Source organism: Pseudomonas sp. ICMP22404 (assembly GCF_006227205.1).
In the GTDB taxonomy this organism is placed as follows: Bacteria; Pseudomonadota; Gammaproteobacteria; order Pseudomonadales; family Pseudomonadaceae; genus Aquipseudomonas.
The window spans coordinates 143,704-164,916 of record NZ_VCNG01000009.1 but is presented as its reverse complement, the minus strand read 5'-3'; the positions used below and the strand labels follow the sequence as shown (position 1 = coordinate 164,916).

Here is a 21,213-nt window from a genome sequence, read left to right as displayed (position 1 = left end):
AACGATGACGCGGTCCAGCAGTGAGTGGTGTTGCCTGCATCGCGAGCAAGCTTTGCTCCCACGGATCCCCTCGCCACAAGTTTGTATGTGGCAGGGGAAGCGGTCGCCCTCTTTTGGTGCTGCTCCGAACTGGCTAGACTGCGCGCCTTCCTGCAAGGACCGTCATCATGTTGTTGATGCTTTATCTGATCGCCATTACCGCCGAAGCCATGACCGGCGCCCTGTCTGCCGGGCGGCGGGGCATGGACTGGTTTGGCGTGGTGCTCATCGCCTGCATCACGGCGCTGGGTGGCGGTTCGGTGCGCGACGTCTTGCTCGGGCATTACCCGCTGACTTGGGTCAAGCACCCGGAATACCTGGTGCTGACCACGGCGGCGGCGATGCTGACGGTGTTCCTGGCGCGCTGGATGCGTCATCTGCGCTCGTTGTTCCTGGTGCTCGACGCCGCGGGCCTGGTGGCATTCACGCTGATCGGCTGCATGACGGCCCTGGAAATGGGCCATGGCATGTTGGTGGCGTCGGTCAGTGGGGTGATTACCGGCGTGTTTGGCGGGATCCTGCGGGACATCTTCTGTAACGATATTCCGCTGATCTTCCGTCGCGAGCTGTATGCCAGCGTCTCGTTTGCCGCCGCATGGTGTTATCTGCTGTGCGTCTACCTGGCCTTGCCCAGTGAACAGGCCGTGCTCATCACCTTGTTTGGCGGTTTCCTGCTGCGGCTCCTGGCGATCCGCTTCCACTGGGAAATGCCGAAGTTCGTCTATAACGACGAGGTCTGACGCTGCGCATGCTGGCGCAGCGCCCACTCCACATGCTCACGCACCAGGTCGGAGGGGTGATCGCGCCGTGCCTCCAGCGCCTGCAGCACCGGAATGGTTGAAGGGGCATTGCCCAGGCCGACCGCCAGGTTGCGCAACCATCGCTCATAGCCGGCGCGGCGCAGCGGTGAGCCTTCGGTGCTCTTGAGGAAGGTTTCCTCGTCCCACAGGAACAGCTCGGCCAGCCCGGCATTGTCCAGGTTGTGTCGTGGCTTGAAATCATTCTCTCCGGACGGCCGGGCGAAACGGTTCCATGGACAAACGATCTGACAGTCGTCACAGCCGAACACCCGGTTGCCGATCAAAGAGCGCAGTTCTTCAGGAATGGCGCTTTTCAGCTCGATGGTCAGGTAGGAGATGCAGCGGCGGGCGTCCAGTACGTAGGGGCCGATGAATGCGTTGGTCGGACAGATGTCCAGGCACGCCGTGCATTTGCCACAGTGTTCGCTGGCGTGGGGCGGATCCACCGGCAGTGGCAGGTCGACAAACAGTTCGCTCAGGAAGAAATAACTGCCGGCCTTGCGGTTCAGCACCAGGGTGTTCTTGCCGATCCAGCCGAGCCCGGCCTGTTCGGCGATGGCTTTCTCCAGGACCGGTGCGCTGTCGACAAAAGCGCGGTAGCCGAAGGGGCCGATGACCGCCTGGATTTTTTCTGCCAGTTGCTGCACGCGTTTACGGATCAATTTGTGGTAATCGCGGCCCAACGCATAGCGCGAGACGTAGGCTTTTTCCGGTTGGCCGAGCATCTGCGCCATGTGCGTGTCGCCCGGCAGGTAGTCCATGCGCAGGGACACCACCCGCAGCGTGCCCGGCACCAGCTCCTCGGGGTGCGAGCGCTTGCTGCCGTGGGCGCCCATGTAGTCCATTTCGCCGTGGTAGCCCGCTTCGAGCCAGCGCTGCAGGTGTTGCTCATGCTCGCCAAGGTCCAGTCCGCTGATGCCGACTTGCTGGAAACCCAGCTCGCGGCCCCAGTCCTTGATGGATTGGGCGAGGGCGGGAAGATCGGTGGGAATGGCAGGCATGAGGCGAGAGAAACCGGAGCTGAGATGCGTATAATTCTGCCAGACATCGGAGCCCGAAGACGCATGCCGCACACTAAAGATGATTTTCCCGACGCACTGTACAGTGCCGCGCAGGTCCGGGCCCTCGACGCACAGCTGATTGCGGCGGGCACCACCGGCTTCGAGTTGATGCAACGAGCGGCCCGCGCCACCTGGCGAGCGATCGTCCGACGCTGGCCTGATGCCGGCGAACTGACCGTACTCGCCGGCCACGGCAACAACGCCGGCGACGGTTACCTGGTGGCCACCCTGGCCCGGCGTGCCGGTTGGTCGGTGCGGGTCCTGACGGTGGGCGAGCCCCGTCGTCTGCTGGGAGACGCTGCCAACGCCCATGCCGAAGCCGTTGCGGTCGGTGTGCCGGTGGAACCTTGGTCCGACGAATCCGAATTGCGTGGCGTGCTACTGGATGCTTTGCTCGGTACGGGCTTGAGCGGCGAAGTGCGCGAGCCTTATATCCGGGCCATCGATACGATCAACGTCAGTGACCTTCCGGTCGCCGCGGTGGATATCCCCTCGGGGCTGTGTGCCGATACCGGCCGGGTGTTGGGCACCGCGGTGACTGCCGATTTGACCGTGACCTTCATTGGCCTGAAGCTGGGCCTGTTCACCGGCGATGCCGCGGACCGTGTCGGTGAATTGGTCTTCAACGATCTCCACGCCGATCCTGACATCGTTGAAGCGACACCGATCAGTGCCCGATTGCTCTTACCCCATAATCTTCCGCGTCTGACACCTCGCCTCCTTGCTTCCCACAAAGGTTCGTTCGGGCATGTCCTGTTGATCGGCGGCGACCGTGGGTTTGGCGGCGCTATCCAGATGAGTGCCGAAAGCGCCCTGCGTTGCGGTGCGGGCATGGTGTCCATGGCGACCCGCAGTGAGCATGTCTGCGCTGCGTTGACCCGTTTGCCGGAAGTCATGGTGCAGGGCACTCATTCGGCGAACCAATTGATGGGGTTACTCAAGCAGGCTGGTGTATTGGTGGTCGGGCCCGGGTTGGGCCAGGCGGCCTGGGGCCGCAGTCTGTTGTCGGCGGCGGCCAATGCGCCGTTGCCGCAGGTGTGGGACGCCGATGCATTGAATCTGCTGAGTGTCGGAGCGGTCAGACTGCCCGAAGGCTGTGTGATCACGCCGCATCCGGGCGAGGCAGCACGGCTTTTAGAGATTTCCACTGCCCAGGTGCAGGCCGATCGCCCGGCGGCTGCCCAGGCGTTGAGCAAAAAATATACAGCGACGGTGATTCTCAAAGGTGCCGGCAGTCTGATTGCCAGCCCGGACGGTCGCCTGGCTGTCTGCGGTCAGGGCCATCCAGCGATGGCTGCTGCTGGCCTGGGGGACGTGCTGGCCGGGGTGGTCGGTGCCTTGCTCGCCCAGGGGCTGGAGGGCTTCGAGGCAGCGTGCCTGGCGGTGTGGCTGCACGCCAACGCCGGTGCGCAAGCCGGTCGTTCGGGCCGGGGGCTGGCGGCGACCGATCTGATCCCGGCCATTCGTCAGTTGTTGGAGGAGCAATCACCTTGTCTGAAGTAACCCTGTACATGGCTGACGAACAAGCCATGACGGCATTCGGTGCCCGTATCGCGAGTATCACGGCGGGCCACGGCCTGGTTTTCCTGGTCGGCGACCTCGGCGCGGGGAAGACCACCTTGTCCCGGGGCATCATTCGCGGCCTCGGACACGTCGGCGCGGTGAAAAGCCCTACCTTCACATTGGTCGAGCCCTACGAGATCGGCGACATTCGCGCCTTCCATTTCGACCTGTATCGGTTGGTGGACCCCGAAGAACTGGAATTCCTCGGTATCCGCGATTATTTCGAAGATGACGCCTTGTGCCTGATCGAATGGCCCGACAAGGGTGCAGGCTTTTTGCCAAAGCCTGACCTGACCATTACCATTGGCGCGCAGAACGGCGGGCGTTCGCTGAAACTGACACCGCAAGGCTCGCGAGGCGAGTCGTGGTGTGCCGCGTTGGCACTGGAAAACTAATTGATGATGGGGTTTGGTATGCGCTTTCGCGCGGTGGTTGCTGTCGTAGGACTGTTGCTTACGGCACTGGCCGTCGATGCTGTGGCTGAGACAAAGGTCAACAGCGTTCGCCTTTGGCGTGCGCCGGACAATACTCGGCTGGTGTTCGACCTGACAGGGCCGGTGCAGCACAGCGTATTCACCCTGACGGCCCCGGATCGCCTGGTGATCGACATCAATGGCGCATCCCTTGGCGCGCCGCTGAACGTGGCCACCGCCAACACGCCGATTACCGCGATGCGTTCGGCCCAGCGTACGCCGACCGACCTGAGGGTGGTCATCGACCTGAAAAAAGCCGTGACCCCGAAAAGTTTCACCCTGGCCCCGAATGCCCAGTACGGCAACCGGCTGGTGGTGGACCTGTTCGACAACCCGGCCGACGCCGCGCCGCCCCCACCGGCGCCGACCAATGTCGCCACGGTGCCGGCGGTGCCGGTCACGCCGACCGAACCTGCGATCAAGCTGCCACCGGCCCCGGCCGGCAAGCGCGACATCATTGTGGTGATCGACGCCGGTCACGGTGGCGAAGACCCGGGTGCCTCCGGCTCGCGGGGTCAGCATGAAAAAGACGTGGTGCTGTCCATCGCCCGCGAGCTGCAGCGCCAGGTCAACGGCATGAAAGGCTTCCGTGCCGAACTGACCCGTACCGGCGACTACTTCATTCCGTTGCGCGGTCGCACCGAAATCGCCCGCAAGAAGGGCGCTGACCTGTTCGTTTCCATTCACGCCGACGCGGCCCCTTCGGCGGCGGCTTTCGGTGCTTCGGTGTTCGCCCTGTCCGACCGTGGCGCGACTTCCGAGACCGCCCGTTGGCTGGCCGACAGCGAAAACCGTTCCGACCTGATCGGCGGTGCCGGCAATGTCAGCCTCGATGACAAGGACCGGATGTTGGCCGGTGTGTTGCTCGATTTGTCCATGACCGCCTCGCTGACGTCGAGCCTGAACGTCGGCCAGAAGGTCTTGAGCAACATTGGCCGTGTCACGCCCCTGCACAAGCAGCGCGTCGAACAGGCCGGGTTCATGGTGCTCAAGTCCCCGGACATCCCGTCGATCCTGGTGGAGACCGGCTTCATCTCGAACTCCAACGAGGCCTCCAAGCTGTCCTCGTCCAGCCATCAGCAAGCGCTCGCCCGTTCCATCAGCAGCGGCGTGCGCCAGTTCTTCCAGCAGAATCCACCGCCGGGCACCTACATTGCCTGGTTGCGCGATTCCGGCAAGATCGCCCAGGGGCCGCGGGACCATCGGGTCAGCGCCGGCGAAACCCTGGCGATGATCGCCGTGCGCTACCAGGTGTCGCCCGCGACCCTGCGCAGTGTCAACAACCTCAAGAGCGATGAGCTGAAGATCGGCCAGACCCTGACCATTCCCGGCAACGAAGTGGCGTCCAAGCAATGAGCGATGAAGTGATCGGCAGTAACGCGCGCATCGAACTGCTCAGCCCCCGGCTGGCGAACCAGATCGCCGCCGGTGAGGTGGTGGAGCGCCCGGCGTCGGTCATCAAGGAATTGCTGGAGAACAGCCTCGACTCCGGGGCCAAGCGCATCGATGTGGATGTCGAGCAGGGTGGCGTCAAGTTGCTGCGGGTGCGCGATGACGGTGGCGGTATTTCTTCCGACGACCTGCCGCTGGCCCTGGCGCGTCACGCCACCAGCAAGATCCGCGACCTGGAAGACCTCGAGCGGGTCATGAGCCTGGGGTTTCGTGGCGAAGCGCTGGCCTCCATCAGTTCGGTGTCGCGCCTGACACTCACCTCCCGTACCCGTGATGCCGAGCAGGCCTGGCAGGTCGAGACCGAAGGTCGGGACATGGCGTCCCGCGTCCAGCCCGCGGCCCATCCGGTGGGCACTTCGGTGGAAGTGCGCGACCTGTTCTTCAATACCCCGGCCCGCCGCAAGTTCCTCAAGGCCGAAAAGACCGAATTCGATCATCTTCAGGAAGTCATCAAGCGCCTGGCCCTGGCGCGTTTTGATGTAGCGTTCCATTTGCGCCATAACGGCAAGACCATCCTCAGCCTGCACGAGGCCCGTGACGATGCGGCCCGGGCCCGCCGTGTAGGAGCGGTGTGCGGCGCAGGCTTCCTGGAGCAGGCATTGCCCATCGAGGTGGAGCGCAATGGCCTGCACCTGTGGGGTTGGGTCGGGTTGCCGACCTTTTCCCGCAGCCAGGCGGACTTGCAATATTTCTACGTGAATGGCCGGGCGGTGCGCGACAAATTGGTGGCCCATGCGGTGCGCCAGGCCTATCGCGACGTGTTGTTCAACGGCCGGCACCCGACCTTCGTGCTGTTTTTCGAAGTCGACCCGGCGGTGGTGGACGTCAACGTGCACCCGACCAAGCACGAAGTGCGCTTCCGCGATGGGCGCATGGTGCACGATTTCCTCTACGGCACCTTGCACCGCGCCTTGGGCGACGTGCGCCCGGAAGACCAGCTCGCGGCGCCCGCTGCGGTGGCGGGGATGGTGCGTCCAACCGGCCTGGACGCCGGCGAATTCGGGCCCCAGGGTGAAATGAGCCTGGCGGCCAATGCCTTGCTCGAACAACCACAGGCCCAGCCGACCTATAGCAGAGCAGGCTCCGGTGCTGGCAGCGGCTATCAGTACCAGTACACGCCGCGCCCGCAATCGAACGTACCGGCGGCGGAGGCCCAGGCGGCCTATCGAGAGTTCTTCAAGCCTTTGCCGGAGACCGGGGCGGCGGCATTGCCCGACGGCCAGGGGGATATCCCGCCGCTGGGCTATGCCCTGGCGCAGCTCAAAGGCATCTATATCCTTTCGGAAAATGCCCAGGGCCTGGTCCTGGTGGACATGCACGCGGCCCACGAGCGGATCATGTATGAACGGCTGAAGATTGCCATGGCCAGCGAAGGCCTGAGCGGCCAGCCATTGTTGGTGCCCGAATCCCTGGCGGTCAGCCAGCGCGAAGCCGATTGCGCCGAAGAGCACGTGAGCTGGTTCCAGCGCCTGGGCTTCGAGCTGCAACGCCTGGGCCCTGAAACCCTGGCGATCCGACAGATCCCGGCGTTGCTGAAGCAGGCCGAGGCCAATCGACTGGTCAGTGACGTGCTGGCAGATCTGATGGAGTACGGCACCAGCGACCGTATCCAGGCGCACCTGAACGAATTGCTCGGCACCATGGCCTGCCACGGCGCGATCCGCGCCAACCGACGCCTGGCCCTGCCGGAAATGAACGGTTTGCTGCGGGACATGGAAAACACCGAGCGCAGTGGCCAATGCAACCATGGCCGGCCGACCTGGACCCAATTGGGGCTGGACGACCTGGACAAACTGTTCCTGCGTGGTCGTTGATGAGCCAGCTACCCCCCGCGATTTTCCTGATGGGGCCGACCGCCGCTGGCAAGACCGACCTGGCCATCGAGCTGACCAAGGTCCTGCCTTGCGAGTTGATCAGCGTCGATTCGGCACTGGTCTACCGGGGCATGGACATCGGCACGGCCAAACCGTCAAAAGAGCTGCTGGCGGAATTCCCGCATCGGCTGATCGACATCCTGGACCCGGCCGAAGCCTACTCGGCTGCGGATTTTCGCCGTGATGCCCTCCAGGCCATGGCCGACATCACCGCGCGGGGCAATATCCCGCTGCTGGTGGGCGGGACGATGCTGTATTACAAAGCCTTGATCGATGGGCTGGCCGACATGCCGGCGGCCGATCCCGAGGTGCGCGCGCAAATTGAAGAAGAGGCCGGGCGCCTTGGCTGGCAGGCCCTGCACGAGCAATTGGCGGTCATCGACCCGGAGTCGGCGGCGCGAATTCACCCCAACGATCCGCAGCGCCTGAGCCGGGCCCTGGAGGTTTACCGGGTCAGCGGCCAGAGCATGACGGCCCTGCGCCAGCGACAATCTGCGCAAAGTACTGAAGCAGCCGCTTCGGGACTGCAACAATTACCCTATACTGTCGCGAATCTGGCCATCGCCCCGGCGAACCGGCAAGTGCTGCACCGTCGAATTGAACAAAGATTCACATTGATGTTGGAACAGGGGTTCATCGACGAGGTCGTAGCCCTGCGTGAGCGAAGTGACCTGCATGCCGGGTTGCCGTCTATACGTGCGGTGGGTTATCGACAAGTCTGGGATTACCTGGACGGCAAGCTGACGTCAGCCGAGATGCAGGAGCGTGGGATCATTGCCACGCGCCAGTTGGCGAAGCGCCAGTTCACCTGGTTGCGCAGCTGGACTGACTTGCATTGGCTCGACAGCCTTGATTGCGACAATCTGCCACGCGCCTTGAAATACCTGGGGACCGTCTCCATATTGAGCTGAGTCCTTGCAATTTGCCGTCTATCCTTGGGGGTGTGACGGCCGAAGCCATCTGATTCCGATTTTTATTATTGATCCTTAAAGGAGTGCGGCACATGTCAAAAGGGCATTCGCTACAAGACCCTTACTTGAACACTTTACGTAAAGAGAAAGTTGGGGTGTCCATCTATCTGGTCAACGGGATCAAACTGCAAGGCACGATCGAGTCTTTCGACCAGTTCGTCATCCTTCTGAAAAACACCGTCAGCCAGATGGTCTACAAGCACGCTATCTCGACAGTCGTGCCGGTTCGTCCAATTCGTCTGCCAAGCGCAACCGAATCCGAAGGCGGTGACGCTGAACCGGGTAACGCCTGATAGGAGTCTCCTTTGTTCTTTGAGCGCCACGGTGGTGGTGAGCGGGCCATTCTCGTTCACCTGGATGGACAGGACCCTGAGGCGCGCGAAGACCCGCAGGAGTTTCAGGAGTTGGCACTTTCGGCCGGCGCCGAGACCGTCGCGTTTTTCAACGTGCCGCGTCATCGGCCAACCGCCAAATTCCTGATCGGCAGCGGCAAGGTCGAGGAGTTGCGCGACCTGGTCAAGGCCGAAGAAGCCGATCTGGTGATCTTCAATCACATCCTCACGCCCAGTCAGGAACGTAACCTCGAACGCGTATTCGAGTGTCGCGTGATCGACCGTACGGGCCTGATTCTCGATATCTTCGCCCAGCGCGCCCGTACCCATGAAGGCAAGCTCCAGGTCGAACTGGCCCAGCTCGAGCACATGAGCACGCGGCTGGTGCGTGGCTGGACTCACCTTGAGCGGCAGAAGGGCGGTATCGGTCTGCGCGGTCCGGGTGAAACCCAGCTGGAAACCGACCGGCGCCTGTTGCGGATTCGCCTGCGCCAGATCAAGGGGCGCCTGGAAAAGGTCCGCAGCCAGCGCGAGCAGTCGCGGCGCGGCCGCAAGCGCGCGGACATCCCGACGGTTTCCCTAGTGGGCTATACCAACGCCGGCAAATCGACGCTGTTCAATAACGTGACCCAGTCGGACGTCTATGCCGCCGACCAGTTGTTCGCCACGCTCGACCCGACCTTGCGCCGGCTCGACCTGGACGACCTCGGGCCGATCGTGCTGGCCGACACCGTGGGCTTCATCCGTCACCTGCCGCATAAACTGGTCGAGGCTTTCCGAGCTACGCTCGAAGAGTCGAGCAACTCCGACCTGCTGCTGCATGTGATCGATGCCGCCGAGCCGGACCGGATGCTGCAGATCGAGCAGGTCATGGTGGTGCTCGGCGAGATTGGAGCCCAGGACTTGCCGATCCTGGAGGTATACAACAAACTCGATTTGCTCGAAGGCGTGGAGCCGCAGATCCAGCGCGATGCCGATGGCAAGCCGCAGCGGGTCTGGTTGTCGGCCCGGGACGGTACTGGCCTCGAGCTGCTCGAGCAGGCCGTGGCGGAGCTGTTGGGCAGCGACCTGTTTGTCGGCACCCTGAAGCTGCCGCAACGGTTCGCCCGCCTGCGTGCCCAGTTCTTCGAGCTGGGCGCGGTGCAAAAAGAAGAACATGACGAAGAAGGCACTTGCCTGCTGGCGGTTCGCCTGCCGCGGTCGGAGCTGAATCGGCTGGTCAGTCGTGAAGGGCTGAAACCGATGGAGTTCATCGAGCAACACACTTTGCAATAAAAGCCTGAGAAAGCTGTGTCAGGCATTCTGTAGCATTGGCCGGCGCGCCGTGGGTGCGTCTTTGCTTTATCAGATGGAGAGCGCTATGGCTTGGAATGAGCCGGGTGGCAACTCGAATAACCAGGATCCCTGGGGCGGCAAGCGTCGTAACAACGGCGACCGCAAGGGGCCACCGGATCTCGACGAGGCCTTCCGCAAGCTGCAGGAAAGCCTGAACGGTTTGTTCGGTGGCGGTAAGAAACGCGGTGACGACGGCAGTGGTCGTCCGGGCAAGGGCGGCGGTTTCGGCCTGCTCGGCATCGGTCTGGTCGTGCTCGCGGCGATCTGGCTGTACAGCGCGGTCTATGTCGTGGACGAGCAGGAGCAGGCCGTGGTGCTGCGCTTCGGCAAGTACTACGAAACCGTCGGCCCGGGCCTGAACATCTATTTCCCGCCGATCGATCAGAAGTACATGGAAAACGTCACGCGTGAGCGTGCCTACACCAAGCAGGGCCAGATGCTCACGGAAGACGAAAACATCGTCGAAGTGCCGCTGACCGTGCAGTACAAGATCACCAACCTGCAAGACTTCGTACTGAATGTCGACCAGCCGGAAGTCAGCCTGCAGCATGCCACCGAGAGTGCGCTGCGCCATGTGGTGGGTTCCACCGCCATGGACCAGGTGCTGACCGAGGGCCGTGAGTTGATGGCCAGCGAAATCAAGGAGCGCCTGCAGCGGTTCCTCGACACCTATCGCACCGGCATCACCGTCACCCAGGTCAACGTGCAGAGCGCCGCGGCGCCGCGTGAGGTCCAGGAAGCCTTCGACGATGTGATCCGCGCCCGTGAAGACGAGCAGCGTTCGCGCAACCAGGCCGAAACCTATGCCAACGGCGTTGTGCCGGAAGCCCGTGGCCAGGCCCAGCGCATCATCGAGGATGCCAACGGTTACCGCGACGAAGTGGTCTCCCGTGCCAAGGGTGAGGCCGATCGCTTCACCAAGCTGGTGGCCGAGTATCGCAAGGCCCCTGAGGTGACCCGCGAGCGTCTGTACCTGGACACCATGCAGGAAGTCTTCAGCAACACCAGCAAGGTCCTCGTGACCGGCAACAAGAACGGCCAGAGCAATCTGCTGTACCTACCGCTGGACAAGATGGTCGAGAGCGGTCGCAACACCAGCACGCCGCCGGCCAGCACGTCGTCTTCCAGCAATGAAGCGAATGCTCGCGCTGCGGTGGAGCAGCAACAGCAAGCACGTACCAGGGAGAGTCGCTGATGAGCAATAAATCGCTGATCGCCCTTATTGTTGGCGTCGTCGTAGCGATCGCTGCCTGGAACTGCTTCTACATCGTGTCCCAGACCGAGCGTGCGGTGTTGCTGCAGTTCGGTCGCGTGGTCGAGACGGATGTCCAGCCAGGGCTGCATGTGAAAGTGCCGTACGTCAACAAGGTGCGCAAGTTCGACGCGCGCCTGATGACGTTGGATGCACCGACGCAACGCTTCCTGACACTGGAAAAGAAAGCGGTCATGGTCGATGCCTATGCCAAGTGGCGCGTGAAGGATGCCGAGCGCTTCTACACGGCCACCTCGGGTCTCAAGCAGATCGCCGACGAACGCCTGTCCCGCCGCCTGGAGTCGGGTTTGCGTGACCAGTTCGGTAAGCGCACCCTGCATGAAGTGGTGTCCGGTGAGCGTGATGCGCTCATGGCCGACATTACCCGTTCGCTGAACACCATGGCGGAAAAGGAACTGGGTATTGAAGTGGTCGATGTCCGGGTCAAGGCCATCGATCTGCCAAAGGAAGTGAACCGCAGCGTGTTCGAGCGGATGAGCACCGAGCGCGAGCGTGAAGCCCGCGAGCATCGCGCGAAGGGTAACGAGCTGGCCGAAGGCATCCGTGCCGACGCCGATCGTCAGCGTCGCGTGTTGCTGGCAGAAGCCTATCGTGAATCGGAAGAAGTTCGCGGTGACGGCGATGCCCAGGCTGCGGCGATCTATGCCAAGGCCTATGGCCAGGACCAGGAGTTCTACGCGTTCTACCGTAGCCTGCATGCCTACCGTGAAAGCTTCGCGCACAAATCCGACGTGTTGGTCCTGGACCCGAGCAGCGACTTTTTCCGCTACCTGGAAAAGGCCAAGCCTTGATGCAACGTTGACCTGAGACACTCCGCCCGGCGGCTAAAACGTCTGGCGGGGTGATCCTTTGGGAAAACGGGTGTATGATGCGGCAGCCGGGAAATTCCCGGCTTTTTTGCGTCTGCACGTTCGATTGCGGTTTTGGTTGCAGGCGTCGGGTCGAACGACTCGACAGGTTTTTCGAGGAAAGTGCTGGACGAGGCCGTTTCCGGGCCATTCGTCACGTCGCCCTTGCGCGCTTTTTGCGCAGAGCGTGGGCGCTTTCTGCTTCACTCAAGGCTTGCCCGAAGGCTGGCCGCCCGGACCATAGGGGAATGGCGTAATGGCAACGGTAGACCGCTGGCTGCTGCCAGATGGCATCGAAGAAGTACTGCCACCGGAAGCTGCGCGTATCGAAGTAGCGCGTCGGCAGGTGTTGGATCTGTTCCAGAGCTGGGGCTACGAGTTCGTCGTCACCCCGCATATCGAGTACCTGGAATCCCTGCTGACCGGCGCGGGCCAGGACCTGGATCTGCGCACCTTCAAGGTCGTCGACCCGCAGTCGGGCCGGCAGATGGGTTTTCGTGCCGACATCACGCCCCAGGTAGCGCGTATCGACGCCCATACCCTGCGCCGTGAAGGTCCCAGTCGCCTGTGCTACGCCGGCAGTGTGCTGCACGCCCAGCCGCGCGCCCTGTCGTCCTCGCGCAGCCCGATCCAGCTGGGGGCCGAGTTGTACGGCGATGCCAGCCCGAGCAGCGACGTGGAAGTCATCAGCCTGATGTTGGCCATGCTGCAACTGGCGGACGTGCCGGATGTCCACATGGATCTGGGCCACGTTGGCATCTATCGTGGCCTGGCCCGTGCGGCCGGTCTGTCCGGTGAAGTGGAGCAACAATTGTTCGATGCCTTGCAGCGCAAGGCCATCGATGAAGTCATCAGCCTGACCGAAGGCTTGCCGGCCGACCTGTCCGACATGCTGCGGGCGTTGGTGGATCTGTGTGGCGGCCGTGAAGTACTGGCGGCAGCGCGTGATCGCCTGGCTCATGCGCCAGCGCCTGTACTGGCGGCGCTGGACGACCTGCTGGCAATCGCCGAGCGTCTGTCGGTGCGCTTCCCTGAGTTGCCGTTGTATTTCGACCTGGGCGAGTTGCGCGGCTACCACTACCACACCGGCGTGGTGTTCGCCGTGTTCGTCCCTGGCGTGGGCCAGTCCATCGCCCAGGGCGGTCGTTACGACGATATCGGCGCCGACTTCGGTCGTGCCCGTCCGGCGACCGGTTTCTCTACCGATCTGAAAACCCTGGTGACCCTGGGGCGTGCTGAAATCGAGCTACCGTCCGGCGGTATCTGGATGCCTGACAGTACGGATGCGGCACTCTGGCAGGCTGTCTGCCAGTTGCGCAGCGAGGGTCAGCGTGTCGTCCAGGCCTTGCCTGGGCAGCCTTTGGCCGCCGCCCGTGAAGCGGACTGCGACCGGCAATTGATTCAGCAGAACGGGCTTTGGCAAGTATTGCCGCTGGCTTCTTGAGTTTTCCCGCCGGCCGCGGCCGGCACCAAGTTTGCGCGAATGAGGACAAGTGTTATGGGTAAGAATGTCGTAGTCCTGGGCACCCAATGGGGTGATGAGGGCAAAGGCAAGATCGTTGATCTGCTGACCGAACATGCTGCCGCCGTAGTGCGCTACCAGGGTGGCCACAACGCCGGTCACACGTTGGTGATCGACGGTGAAAAAACCGTTCTGCACCTGATTCCGTCGGGCGTGCTGCGCGAAGGCGTGCAGTGCCTGATCGGTAACGGTGTCGTGGTTGCCCCCGACGCTCTGCTGCGGGAAATCGTCAAGCTGGAAGAGAAAGGCGTACCGGTGCGCGAGCGCCTGCGTATCAGCCCGTCCTGCCCGCTGATCCTGTCCTACCACGTTGCGCTGGACCAGGCCCGTGAAAAGGCCCGTGGCGAGATGAAGATCGGCACCACCGGTCGCGGCATCGGCCCGGCCTACGAAGACAAGGTGGCCCGTCGTGGCCTGCGCATCGGTGATCTGTTCCACCGCGAGCGTTTCGCCGCCAAGCTGGGCGAGTTGCTGGACTACCACAACTTCGTCCTGGTCAATTACTACAAAGAGCCGGCCATCGACTTCCAGAAGACCCTGGACGAGTGCATGGAATACGCCGAGCTGCTCAAGCCGATGATGCTCGACGTCACCGCCGAGCTGCACGAGCTGCGTCGCGCGGGCAAGGACATCATGTTCGAAGGCGCCCAGGGTTCGCTGCTGGACATCGACCACGGTACCTACCCGTACGTCACCAGCTCCAACACCACCGCCGGCGGCATCGCCACGGGTTCGGGTTTCGGTCCGATGTACGTGGACTACATCCTCGGCATCACCAAGGCCTACACCACTCGCGTGGGCTCGGGTCCGTTCCCGACCGAGCTGTTCGACGACGTCGGTGCTTTCCTGGCCAAGCGTGGTCATGAGTTCGGTGCCACCACCGGTCGTGCCCGTCGTTGCGGCTGGTTCGATGCCGTCATCCTGCGTCGCGCCATCGACGTCAACAGCATCTCGGGCCTGTGCCTGACCAAGCTGGACGTGCTGGACGGCCTGGAAACCATCAACATCTGCGTAGGCTACAAGAACCAGGACGGCGCGGTCATCGACGCACCGACCGATGCTGACAGCTACATCGGCCTGGAGCCAGTGTACGAGCAGATGCCGGGCTGGACCGAGTCGACCGTGGGCGTCAAGGCCCTGGAAGAGCTGCCTGTGGCTGCCCGCAACTACATCAAGCGCCTCGAAGAGCTGGTCGGTGCGCCGATCGACATTATTTCGACGGGGCCGGACCGCAACGAAACCATCGTTCTGCGTCATCCGTTCGCCTGATAAGTTACTGATGTAAAAGACAAAGGACCCTGATTTGGGTCCTTTGTCGTTTCTGCCTGCCGACGGCACAACACTTGCTACGCAACTCCATTACTGGCATCTCTTGACGAGTGCCATCAATTTAATGGCGTTCGTAGAGGGATTTTCCGTGTCGGCCGTTCTCTCACTGTTACAAAGCCGTTTACTACGGCCTGTGTTCGTTACCCTTGGTATCGCCCTTTTGGTGCAGGTGTTGGTGGCGGTTGCGCTGACCCGCAGCACGGTCACGGCGCTTGAAAGCGACTTGGGCACACGCCTGGGGGCTGACAGCCAGAAGCTCTCCGGTGAGCTGGAGCAGGCTGGGCGGGAGGTCACGTCGAGCCTGGACAGCTTGTCTGCCAATACCCGTCAGCGATTGAATGCAGGTCTGTCCGCGCGCCTGAAAGATGAGCAGTCGCAATTGCGGACGACGCTGGAAAAAGCGCTCAAGGACTCCGCCAATGATATGGCGCAGCTCCTGGCTTCCGTTGCGCCCCGCGCCATGTGGGACAGCGACATACCGACACTCTCCGAATTCGCCCGTCGGGCCCAGCGCAACCCCAACGTATTGTTCGTCATCTATGACGACGCCAACGGTGAGCACCTGACCCGCTACCTGAACCGGGATAACGCGATCAACAAGGCCTTGCTGGAGAAGGGCAAGGGCGAGCGGGCCTTGGACAAGGTGCTGGACGCTGCGAAGACCGATCCGTCGGTGTACTACCTTGAGGCATCGATCAATCCCAATGGGGTGGAAATCGGTAAGGTATTGATGGGGGTCTCCACCGCTTCGGTGGAGTCCGATCTGAAGGCGCTGGACCAGCGCTTCTCGGCATTGATCGCCAGCAGTGACCAGTTGGTCGGTGACAGCCTCAAGGGGGCCGCCGCCGACAGTGCCGCTGCCATGCGCGGTCGTCTGCAGTCGGCACAGACCACAGCTACGCAGATGCAGACCAACACTTCCAGTACGGTGCAGGAAGCGGCAAGTACCTTGCGCTGGCGGATCGGCCTCGGCCTGGCGCTGGTCGGCTTCGGCGTGCTGCTGTTGTTGGCCGTGGTGCTGGGGCGTCGGGTGGTCAATCGCTTGAAGCTGCTGATCGCGGCCATGAACGATCTGGCGGCGGGCGAGGGTGACCTGACCAAGCGTGTGCAGATCAACAGCAAGGATGAAATTGGCGACATGGCCTCGGCGGTCAATCGCTTTGTGGATAAGTTGCAGCCCATCGTGCGGGAGGCGGGCGATGTCGCCCAGCGCACCGGCGTGGAGATCGGTGCAATGACCTTGCGCAACTCCGGTGCCGATGCGGCGGCCGGGATGCAGCGCGATGAGGTGGCTGAGAGCTTGCGTGCGCTGTCGCAAATGGCTGACGAAGCACAGTCGGAAAGCCAGGCGATGCAGGCGGCCTTGCAGCAGGTGGTGGAGATCCGTCAGGCCACCGATGAAAACACCCGTACCTCGGCCAAGGTCAGCGGTCTGATCGAGGCGCTGGCCGGGCAGGTTGATACCGGGGCGAAGGTGATCGAACGACTGGCGCAGCAGAGCGAACAGATCGAAGTGGTGCTGACGGTCATTCACGGCATCGCCGAGCAGACCAACCTGCTGGCCTTGAACGCGGCCATCGAAGCGGCGCGGGCCGGGGAGACCGGGCGTGGTTTTGCGGTGGTGGCGGACGAAGTGCGGGCGCTGGCGAGCAAGACCCAGAGTTCGACCGGTGACATCCAGGCCCATATCGTGGCGTTGCAGCAGGGCGCTCGCGAGGCGGTGGCTGCGATCGGCCAGGCGGGGCGGCAGGCCAGTGAGGGGCTGCTGGTGCTGCGCGACAGTGCTCGTTTGCAGCAGTCGGTGCAGGCGTCCGTAGAGCAAGTGCATGCGGCCATTGGTCTGGCGACTCAGGCGGCGGCTCATCAGGCCCAGGGGGCGCAGGCGGTGCGTGGGCGGGTCGAGACCATTCACGTCCAGGCCGAGAAAGCGGCTCAAGCCGTGGTCGAGACGACGGCGAGCGGCAAGGTGCTGGATAATCTGGCGGCGCAGTTGAAGGCGAGTCTGGGGCAGTTCAGGGCCTGACAGCCGACCAGCCTTTTGAGCGTGCGCGTTTCCCTGTGGGAGCGAGCCTGCTCGCGATGGCGGCCTGACAGCCGCCTCATCCCTTGCGGCCTGCCGCTTCAGGAATTCCCAGTCAAAAACGCAAAAAACCCGCTTTCGCGGGTTTCTGTGAGATTCAAGGCCTTGTCTTGAAGCTTGAATTGGTGCCCAGAAGAAGACTCGAACTTCCACGACCTTGCGGTCACCAGCACCTGAAGCTGGCGTGTCTACCAATTTCACCATCTGGGCAGCATCTTCAGCGTTGCCGCTGTTGATGTGGCGCACTATACGGAGCGCGTTTTGATCTGTAAACCCCTGTTTTTGTTTTAGTAATTGCGAAAGCGGATTTCAGGAGGGTAGAAATGCAAAAACCCGCTTTCGCGGGTTTTTGGGAGAGCCTGCAGATCATTGATCTGTCGCTCGAAATTGGTGCCCAGAAGAAGACTCGAACTTCCACGACCTTGCGGTCACCAGCACCTGAAGCTGGCGTGTCTACCAATTTCACCATCTGGGCAGTATCGGCAACGTGTGTGCGTCGTCGATGGCGCGCACTATACGGAGCGTGTTTTTAACTGTAAACCCCTCTTGATAAAAAAAACGGGAAATTTCACGAGTGGTGTCTTTTCCTGCTTGATGAACGGGGTAAAAGACATTTAGAAAGGGCTTCGGATGCCTGAAATTTCCCGTTTCATTACGCCTATGCCAAACTAACCCGCATATAGACAAGGTGAAAACTCTCTAATGGCCGATTGGCAGTCCCTCGATCCCGAGGCCGCTCGTGAAGCGGAAAAATATGAAAACCCTATTCCCAGCCGCGAACTGATCCTGGCGCATCTCGCCGACCGGGGTTCGCCTGCCAGCCGTGAAGAGCTGGTCGAAGAGTTCGGGCTGACGACCGAAGATCAACTCGAAGCCCTGCGCCGCCGTCTGCGAGCCATGGAGCGCGATGCTCAATTGATCTACACCCGGCGCGGAACCTACGCGCCGGTGGACAAGCTCGACCTGATCCTGGGGCGTATCGCCGGTCACCGCGATGGCTTCGGCTTCCTGATTCCCGATGACGGCAGCGACGACCTGTTCATGAGCCCGGCGCAGATGCGCCTGGTGTTCGACGGTGACCGGGCGTTGGCCCGTGTGTCTGGCCTGGACCGCCGCGGTCGCCGTGAAGGCGTGATCGTCGAAGTGGTCTCCCGTGCCCACGAAAGCATCGTCGGCCGTTACTTTGAAGAGGGCGGCATCGGCTTTGTTGTCGCGGACAACCCGAAGATCCAGCAGGAAGTGTTGGTCACCCCGGGCCGCAACGCCAACGCCAAGGTCGGTCAGTTCGTCGAGGTGAAGATCACCCACTGGCCAACCCCGCGCTTCCAGCCGCAAGGCGATGTGGTGGAAGTGGTCGGCAACTACATGGCGCCGGGCATGGAAATCGACGTTGCCCTGCGTACCTATGACATTCCCCACGTCTGGCCTGAAGCGGTCCTGAAAGAAGCCGCCAAGCTCAAGCCGGAAGTGGAGGAAAAGGACAAAGAGAAGCGCATCGACCTGCGTCACCTGCCGTTCGTCACCATCGATGGTGAGGATGCGCGGGACTTCGACGACGCGGTCTATTGCGAAGCCCGGCCGGGCAAGCTGCGCCTGTTCTCCGGCGGCTGGAAGTTGTACGTCGCGATTGCCGACGTTTCCAGCTACGTGAAGCTCGGTTCGGCACTGGATGCCGAAGCCCAGGTGCGTGGCAACTCGGTGTACTTCCCCGAGCGCGTCGTGCCGATGTTGCCCGAGCAACTGTCCAACGGCTTGTGCTCGCTCAATCCCCATGTCGACCGCCTGGCCATGGTCTGCGAGATGACCATCTCCAAGTCCGGCGAGATGACTGACTACTGCTTCTACGAAGCGGTGATCCATTCCCACGCCCGCCTGACCTACAACAAGGTCAGCGCAATGCTGGAAACGCCGAAGCTCGCCGAGTCGCGCAAGTTGCGCGGGGAGTACAACGAGGTGCTGCCGGATCTCAAGCAGCTCTATGCGTTGTACAAGGTGCTGCTGGGCGCGCGTCATGTGCGTGGCGCCATCGATTTTGAAACCCAGGAAACCCGGATTATCTTCGGTTCCGAGCGCAAGATCGCCGAAATCCGTCCGACCGTGCGCAACGATGCGCACAAGTTGATCGAGGAATGCATGCTGGCGGCCAACGTGGCCACCGCCGAATTCCTGAAGAAGCACGAAATCCCTGCGCTGTACCGGGTCCACGACGGTCCGCCGCCGGAGCGCCTGGAGAAACTGCGCGCCTTCCTCGGTGAGCTCGGCCTGTCCCTGCACAAGGGTAAGGAAGGTCCGTCGCCCAAGGATTACCAGGCGTTGCTGGCCAGTATCAAGGATCGTCCGGATTTCCACCTGATCCAGACCGTCATGCTGCGCTCCTTGAGCCAGGCGGTGTACAGCGCCGATAACCAAGGCCACTTCGGCCTGAATTACGAGGCCTATACCCACTTCACCTCGCCGATCCGTCGCTACCCCGACCTGCTCACGCACCGGGCCATCCGCAGCGTGATCCATTCGAAGATGAACACCCCGCACGTCAAGCGTGCCGGTGCGATGACCATCCCCAAGGCGCGCATCTATCCGTACGACGAGGCGGCCCTGGAGCAGTTGGGCGAGCAGTGCTCGATGAGCGAACGTCGCGCCGACGAAGCGACTCGCGACGTGGTGAACTGGCTCAAGTGCGAGTACATGAAGGATCGCGTGGGTGAGTCGTTCCCAGGCGTGATCACCGCCGTGACCGGTTTCGGCCTGTTCGTCGAGCTGACCGATATCTACGTCGAAGGCCTGGTGCATGTCACCGCGCTGCCGGGCGATTACTACCACTTCGACCCTGTGCATCACCGTCTGGCGGGCGAGCGCACCGGGCGCAGTTTCCGTCTGGGCGATACCGTCGAAGTGCGGGTGATGCGCGTCGATCTCGACGAGCGCAAGATCGACTTCGAGATGGCGGAAAAGACCATCGACGCGCCGATCGGACGCAAGAAGCGCGGTGCCGAAACGTCTGCACCTTCGGCCAAGGCCGCAGCTGAGCCGGCCTCGACCAAGTCCGGTCGTCGTGGCCCGGCCAAGGAAAAAGCCAGTGAAGCCTATCGCCCGAGCGATGCCGCGGCGAAAAATGCCGAAGTGCGCAAGAGTCGTGAAATGAAGCAGGCATTGCTGGCCGAAGCCAAGAAAGGTGGTAAGGCCGCGTCGGGAGGAAAGACCGGGCGGTCGGCCCCCGAAAGCGCAAGCAGCAAACCGAGCAAACACCGTAAAGGCCCGTCGAAAGCGGGCTCGGCCCCGGCTAAAAGTGGCGGCGCCCGTAAACCCAAGGCCAAGTCATGAGTCAGTTGGAAAAAATCTACGGCGTGCATGCCGTGGAAGCGCTGTTGCGTCATCACCCCAAGCGGGTCAAGCAGATCTGGCTGGCGGAAAGCCGCAGTGAGCCCCGGGTCCAGACCCTGGTCGAGCTGGCCAACGAAAATCGCGTCGCGGTCGGCCAGGCCGAACGGCGTGAGATGGACGCTTGGGTCGAAGGCGTGCACCAGGGCGTCGTGGCCGAGGTGAGTCCGAGCCAGGTCTGGGGCGAGGCGATGCTCGAGGAATTGCTTGATCGCACCGAAGGCGCGCCTTTGCTGCTGGTGCTGGACGGCGTGACCGATCCTCACAACCTCGGCGCCTGCCTGCGTTCGGCGGATGCGGCCGGGGCATTGGCGGTGATCGTTCCCAAGGACAAGTCGGCAACCTTGACGCCGGCCGTACGCAAAGTCGCCTGTGGCGCCGCGGAAGTGATTCCGCTGGTGGCCGTGACCAACCTGGCGCGCACCCTGGAAAAACTCCAGCAGCGTGGCTTGTGGGTGGTCGGCACGGCAGGCGAGGCCGAACAGGACCTGTATCAGCAGGACCTCACCGGCCCGACGATCCTGATCATGGGAGCAGAAGGCAAAGGCATGCGTCGCCTGACCCGCGAACATTGCGACTATCTGGTCAAGCTGCCGATGGCCGGCAGCGTCAGCAGCCTCAACGTCTCGGTCGCGACCGGCGTGTGCCTGTTCGAGGCACTGCGTCAGCGTAGCGTCAAGGCTGCCGCCAAAAAGTAAGGCATAGGCAAGTCCTGTGGGAGCGAGCCTGCTCGCGATAGCGATGTATCAGTCGGCATTCGTGCTGGATGACCCACCGCTATCGCGAGCAGGCTCGCTCCCACATTGTTATGTGTTGTAGTGGTTGTTCAAATAATCACCAATTGCCTTGCGCCTGTCTCGACCCTTCTCTACAATTGCGCCCC

The 21,213-nt window shown here is 62.4% G+C and carries 16 protein-coding genes, 2 tRNA genes and 1 pseudogene; 16 read left to right on the top strand and 3 right to left on the bottom strand.

Annotation, left to right across the window (positions count from 1 at the left end; translation table 11 throughout):
* Window positions 1-164 precede the first annotated feature (164 nt).
* On the top strand, window positions 165-779 hold the full coding sequence (locus FGE05_RS17145; RefSeq protein ID WP_175364030.1) for a trimeric intracellular cation channel family protein: 615 nt from the start codon (window positions 165-167) through the stop codon (window positions 777-779).
* Here the strand turns inward: FGE05_RS17145 and queG are convergent.
* Window positions 761-1,840 (bottom strand): tRNA epoxyqueuosine(34) reductase QueG, encoded by a 1,080-nt coding sequence (gene queG, locus FGE05_RS17140; protein WP_139646768.1) that lies wholly within the window; start codon window positions 1,838-1,840, stop codon window positions 761-763. The two genes, FGE05_RS17145 and queG, sit on opposite strands and share 19 nt — an antisense overlap.
* A 63-nt stretch (window positions 1,841-1,903) precedes the next feature.
* On the opposite strand from queG, the gene FGE05_RS17135 reads away from it, so the two are divergent.
* The 13 genes and pseudogenes from FGE05_RS17135 (at window position 1,904) to FGE05_RS30450 (ending at window position 16,895) form a co-directional block, all read left to right on the top strand.
* Window positions 1,904-3,403, top strand: coding sequence for an NAD(P)H-hydrate dehydratase (locus FGE05_RS17135; RefSeq protein WP_139646766.1), 1,500 nt, complete (start codon window positions 1,904-1,906; stop codon window positions 3,401-3,403).
* Entirely contained in the window at window positions 3,391-3,858 is a 468-nt protein-coding gene (gene tsaE, locus FGE05_RS17130; protein ID WP_139646765.1) for a tRNA (adenosine(37)-N6)-threonylcarbamoyltransferase complex ATPase subunit type 1 TsaE, read from the top strand. Before FGE05_RS17135 ends, tsaE begins: the two co-directional genes overlap by 13 nt.
* Before the next feature lie 3 nt (window positions 3,859-3,861).
* Window positions 3,862-5,292: an N-acetylmuramoyl-L-alanine amidase gene (locus FGE05_RS17125; protein ID WP_041024052.1), complete on the top strand. Its 1,431-nt coding sequence runs from the start codon at window positions 3,862-3,864 to the stop codon at window positions 5,290-5,292.
* Complete coding sequence (mutL, locus tag FGE05_RS17120; RefSeq protein WP_139646763.1) at window positions 5,289-7,202, top strand: DNA mismatch repair endonuclease MutL; 1,914 nt, start codon at window positions 5,289-5,291, stop codon at window positions 7,200-7,202. The genes FGE05_RS17125 and mutL overlap by 4 nt, the downstream gene beginning before the upstream one ends.
* Entirely contained in the window at window positions 7,202-8,173 is a 972-nt protein-coding gene (miaA, locus tag FGE05_RS17115; RefSeq protein WP_139646761.1) for a tRNA (adenosine(37)-N6)-dimethylallyltransferase MiaA, read from the top strand. Before mutL ends, miaA begins: the two co-directional genes overlap by 1 nt.
* A gap of 92 nt (window positions 8,174-8,265) precedes the next feature.
* The gene (hfq, locus tag FGE05_RS17110) at window positions 8,266-8,526 is read left to right on the top strand and encodes an RNA chaperone Hfq (RefSeq protein WP_003186419.1); all 261 of its coding nucleotides are present in this window, start codon (window positions 8,266-8,268) and stop codon (window positions 8,524-8,526) included.
* 12 nt (window positions 8,527-8,538) lie between these two features.
* On the top strand, window positions 8,539-9,840 hold the full coding sequence (hflX, locus tag FGE05_RS17105; protein WP_055128699.1) for a ribosome rescue GTPase HflX: 1,302 nt from the start codon (window positions 8,539-8,541) through the stop codon (window positions 9,838-9,840).
* An 85-nt stretch (window positions 9,841-9,925) separates the two neighbouring features.
* On the top strand, window positions 9,926-11,095 hold the full coding sequence (gene hflK / locus FGE05_RS17100; protein ID WP_055128700.1) for an FtsH protease activity modulator HflK: 1,170 nt from the start codon (window positions 9,926-9,928) through the stop codon (window positions 11,093-11,095).
* A complete protein-coding gene (gene hflC, locus FGE05_RS17095) occupies window positions 11,095-11,964 on the top strand; it encodes a protease modulator HflC (protein WP_041024057.1) in 870 nt (289 codons plus the stop codon). Before hflK ends, hflC begins: the two co-directional genes overlap by 1 nt.
* Before the next feature lie 313 nt (window positions 11,965-12,277).
* Window positions 12,278-13,465: an ATP phosphoribosyltransferase regulatory subunit gene (locus FGE05_RS17090; RefSeq protein WP_139646760.1), complete on the top strand. Its 1,188-nt coding sequence runs from the start codon at window positions 12,278-12,280 to the stop codon at window positions 13,463-13,465.
* A gap of 54 nt (window positions 13,466-13,519) precedes the next feature.
* Window positions 13,520-14,812 (top strand): adenylosuccinate synthase, encoded by a 1,293-nt coding sequence (locus FGE05_RS17085; RefSeq protein WP_041024059.1) that lies wholly within the window; start codon window positions 13,520-13,522, stop codon window positions 14,810-14,812.
* Between the two features lie 124 nt (window positions 14,813-14,936).
* A pseudogene (locus FGE05_RS30455) lies at window positions 14,937-15,989 on the top strand (methyl-accepting chemotaxis protein); the annotation flags it as partial.
* 21 nt (window positions 15,990-16,010) lie between these two features.
* On the top strand, window positions 16,011-16,895 hold the full coding sequence (locus FGE05_RS30450) for a methyl-accepting chemotaxis protein (protein ID WP_373682506.1): 885 nt from the start codon (window positions 16,011-16,013) through the stop codon (window positions 16,893-16,895).
* 180 nt (window positions 16,896-17,075) lie between these two features.
* Here the strand turns inward: FGE05_RS30450 and FGE05_RS17075 are convergent.
* Together FGE05_RS17075 and FGE05_RS17070 are read right to left on the bottom strand one after the other, a co-directional pair.
* Window positions 17,076-17,162: transfer RNA gene (locus FGE05_RS17075), tRNA-Leu, on the bottom strand.
* A 178-nt stretch (window positions 17,163-17,340) separates the two neighbouring features.
* A tRNA-Leu gene (locus tag FGE05_RS17070) sits at window positions 17,341-17,427 on the bottom strand.
* 227 nt (window positions 17,428-17,654) lie between these two features.
* Between FGE05_RS17070 and rnr the strand changes: the two genes are divergently transcribed.
* Both rnr and rlmB read left to right on the top strand, forming a co-directional pair.
* A complete protein-coding gene (gene rnr / locus FGE05_RS17065; protein ID WP_139646756.1) occupies window positions 17,655-20,273 on the top strand; it encodes a ribonuclease R in 2,619 nt (872 codons plus the stop codon).
* The gene (gene rlmB / locus FGE05_RS17060; RefSeq protein WP_041024061.1) at window positions 20,270-21,028 is read left to right on the top strand and encodes a 23S rRNA (guanosine(2251)-2'-O)-methyltransferase RlmB; all 759 of its coding nucleotides are present in this window, start codon (window positions 20,270-20,272) and stop codon (window positions 21,026-21,028) included. The genes rnr and rlmB overlap by 4 nt, the downstream gene beginning before the upstream one ends.
* The last annotated feature ends 185 nt before the right edge of the window (window positions 21,029-21,213 follow it).

Coding starts and splice junctions, on each gene's coding strand:
- queG (WP_139646768.1), bottom strand. CDS start 1,840: ATGCCTGCCATTCCCACCGATCTTCCCGCCCTCGCCCAATCCATCAAG.
- FGE05_RS17135 (WP_139646766.1), top strand. CDS start 1,904: ATGCCGCACACTAAAGATGATTTTCCCGACGCACTGTACAGTGCCGCG.
- FGE05_RS17125 (WP_041024052.1), top strand. CDS start 3,862: ATGATGGGGTTTGGTATGCGCTTTCGCGCGGTGGTTGCTGTCGTAGGA.
- mutL (WP_139646763.1), top strand. CDS start 5,289: ATGAGCGATGAAGTGATCGGCAGTAACGCGCGCATCGAACTGCTCAGC.
- miaA (WP_139646761.1), top strand. CDS start 7,202: ATGAGCCAGCTACCCCCCGCGATTTTCCTGATGGGGCCGACCGCCGCT.
- hfq (WP_003186419.1), top strand. CDS start 8,266: ATGTCAAAAGGGCATTCGCTACAAGACCCTTACTTGAACACTTTACGT.
- hflK (WP_055128700.1), top strand. CDS start 9,926: ATGGCTTGGAATGAGCCGGGTGGCAACTCGAATAACCAGGATCCCTGG.
- hflC (WP_041024057.1), top strand. CDS start 11,095: ATGAGCAATAAATCGCTGATCGCCCTTATTGTTGGCGTCGTCGTAGCG.
- FGE05_RS17090 (WP_139646760.1), top strand. CDS start 12,278: ATGGCAACGGTAGACCGCTGGCTGCTGCCAGATGGCATCGAAGAAGTA.
- FGE05_RS17085 (WP_041024059.1), top strand. CDS start 13,520: ATGGGTAAGAATGTCGTAGTCCTGGGCACCCAATGGGGTGATGAGGGC.
- FGE05_RS30450 (WP_373682506.1), top strand. CDS start 16,011: ATGGCCTCGGCGGTCAATCGCTTTGTGGATAAGTTGCAGCCCATCGTG.
- rnr (WP_139646756.1), top strand. CDS start 17,655: ATGGCCGATTGGCAGTCCCTCGATCCCGAGGCCGCTCGTGAAGCGGAA.
- rlmB (WP_041024061.1), top strand. CDS start 20,270: ATGAGTCAGTTGGAAAAAATCTACGGCGTGCATGCCGTGGAAGCGCTG.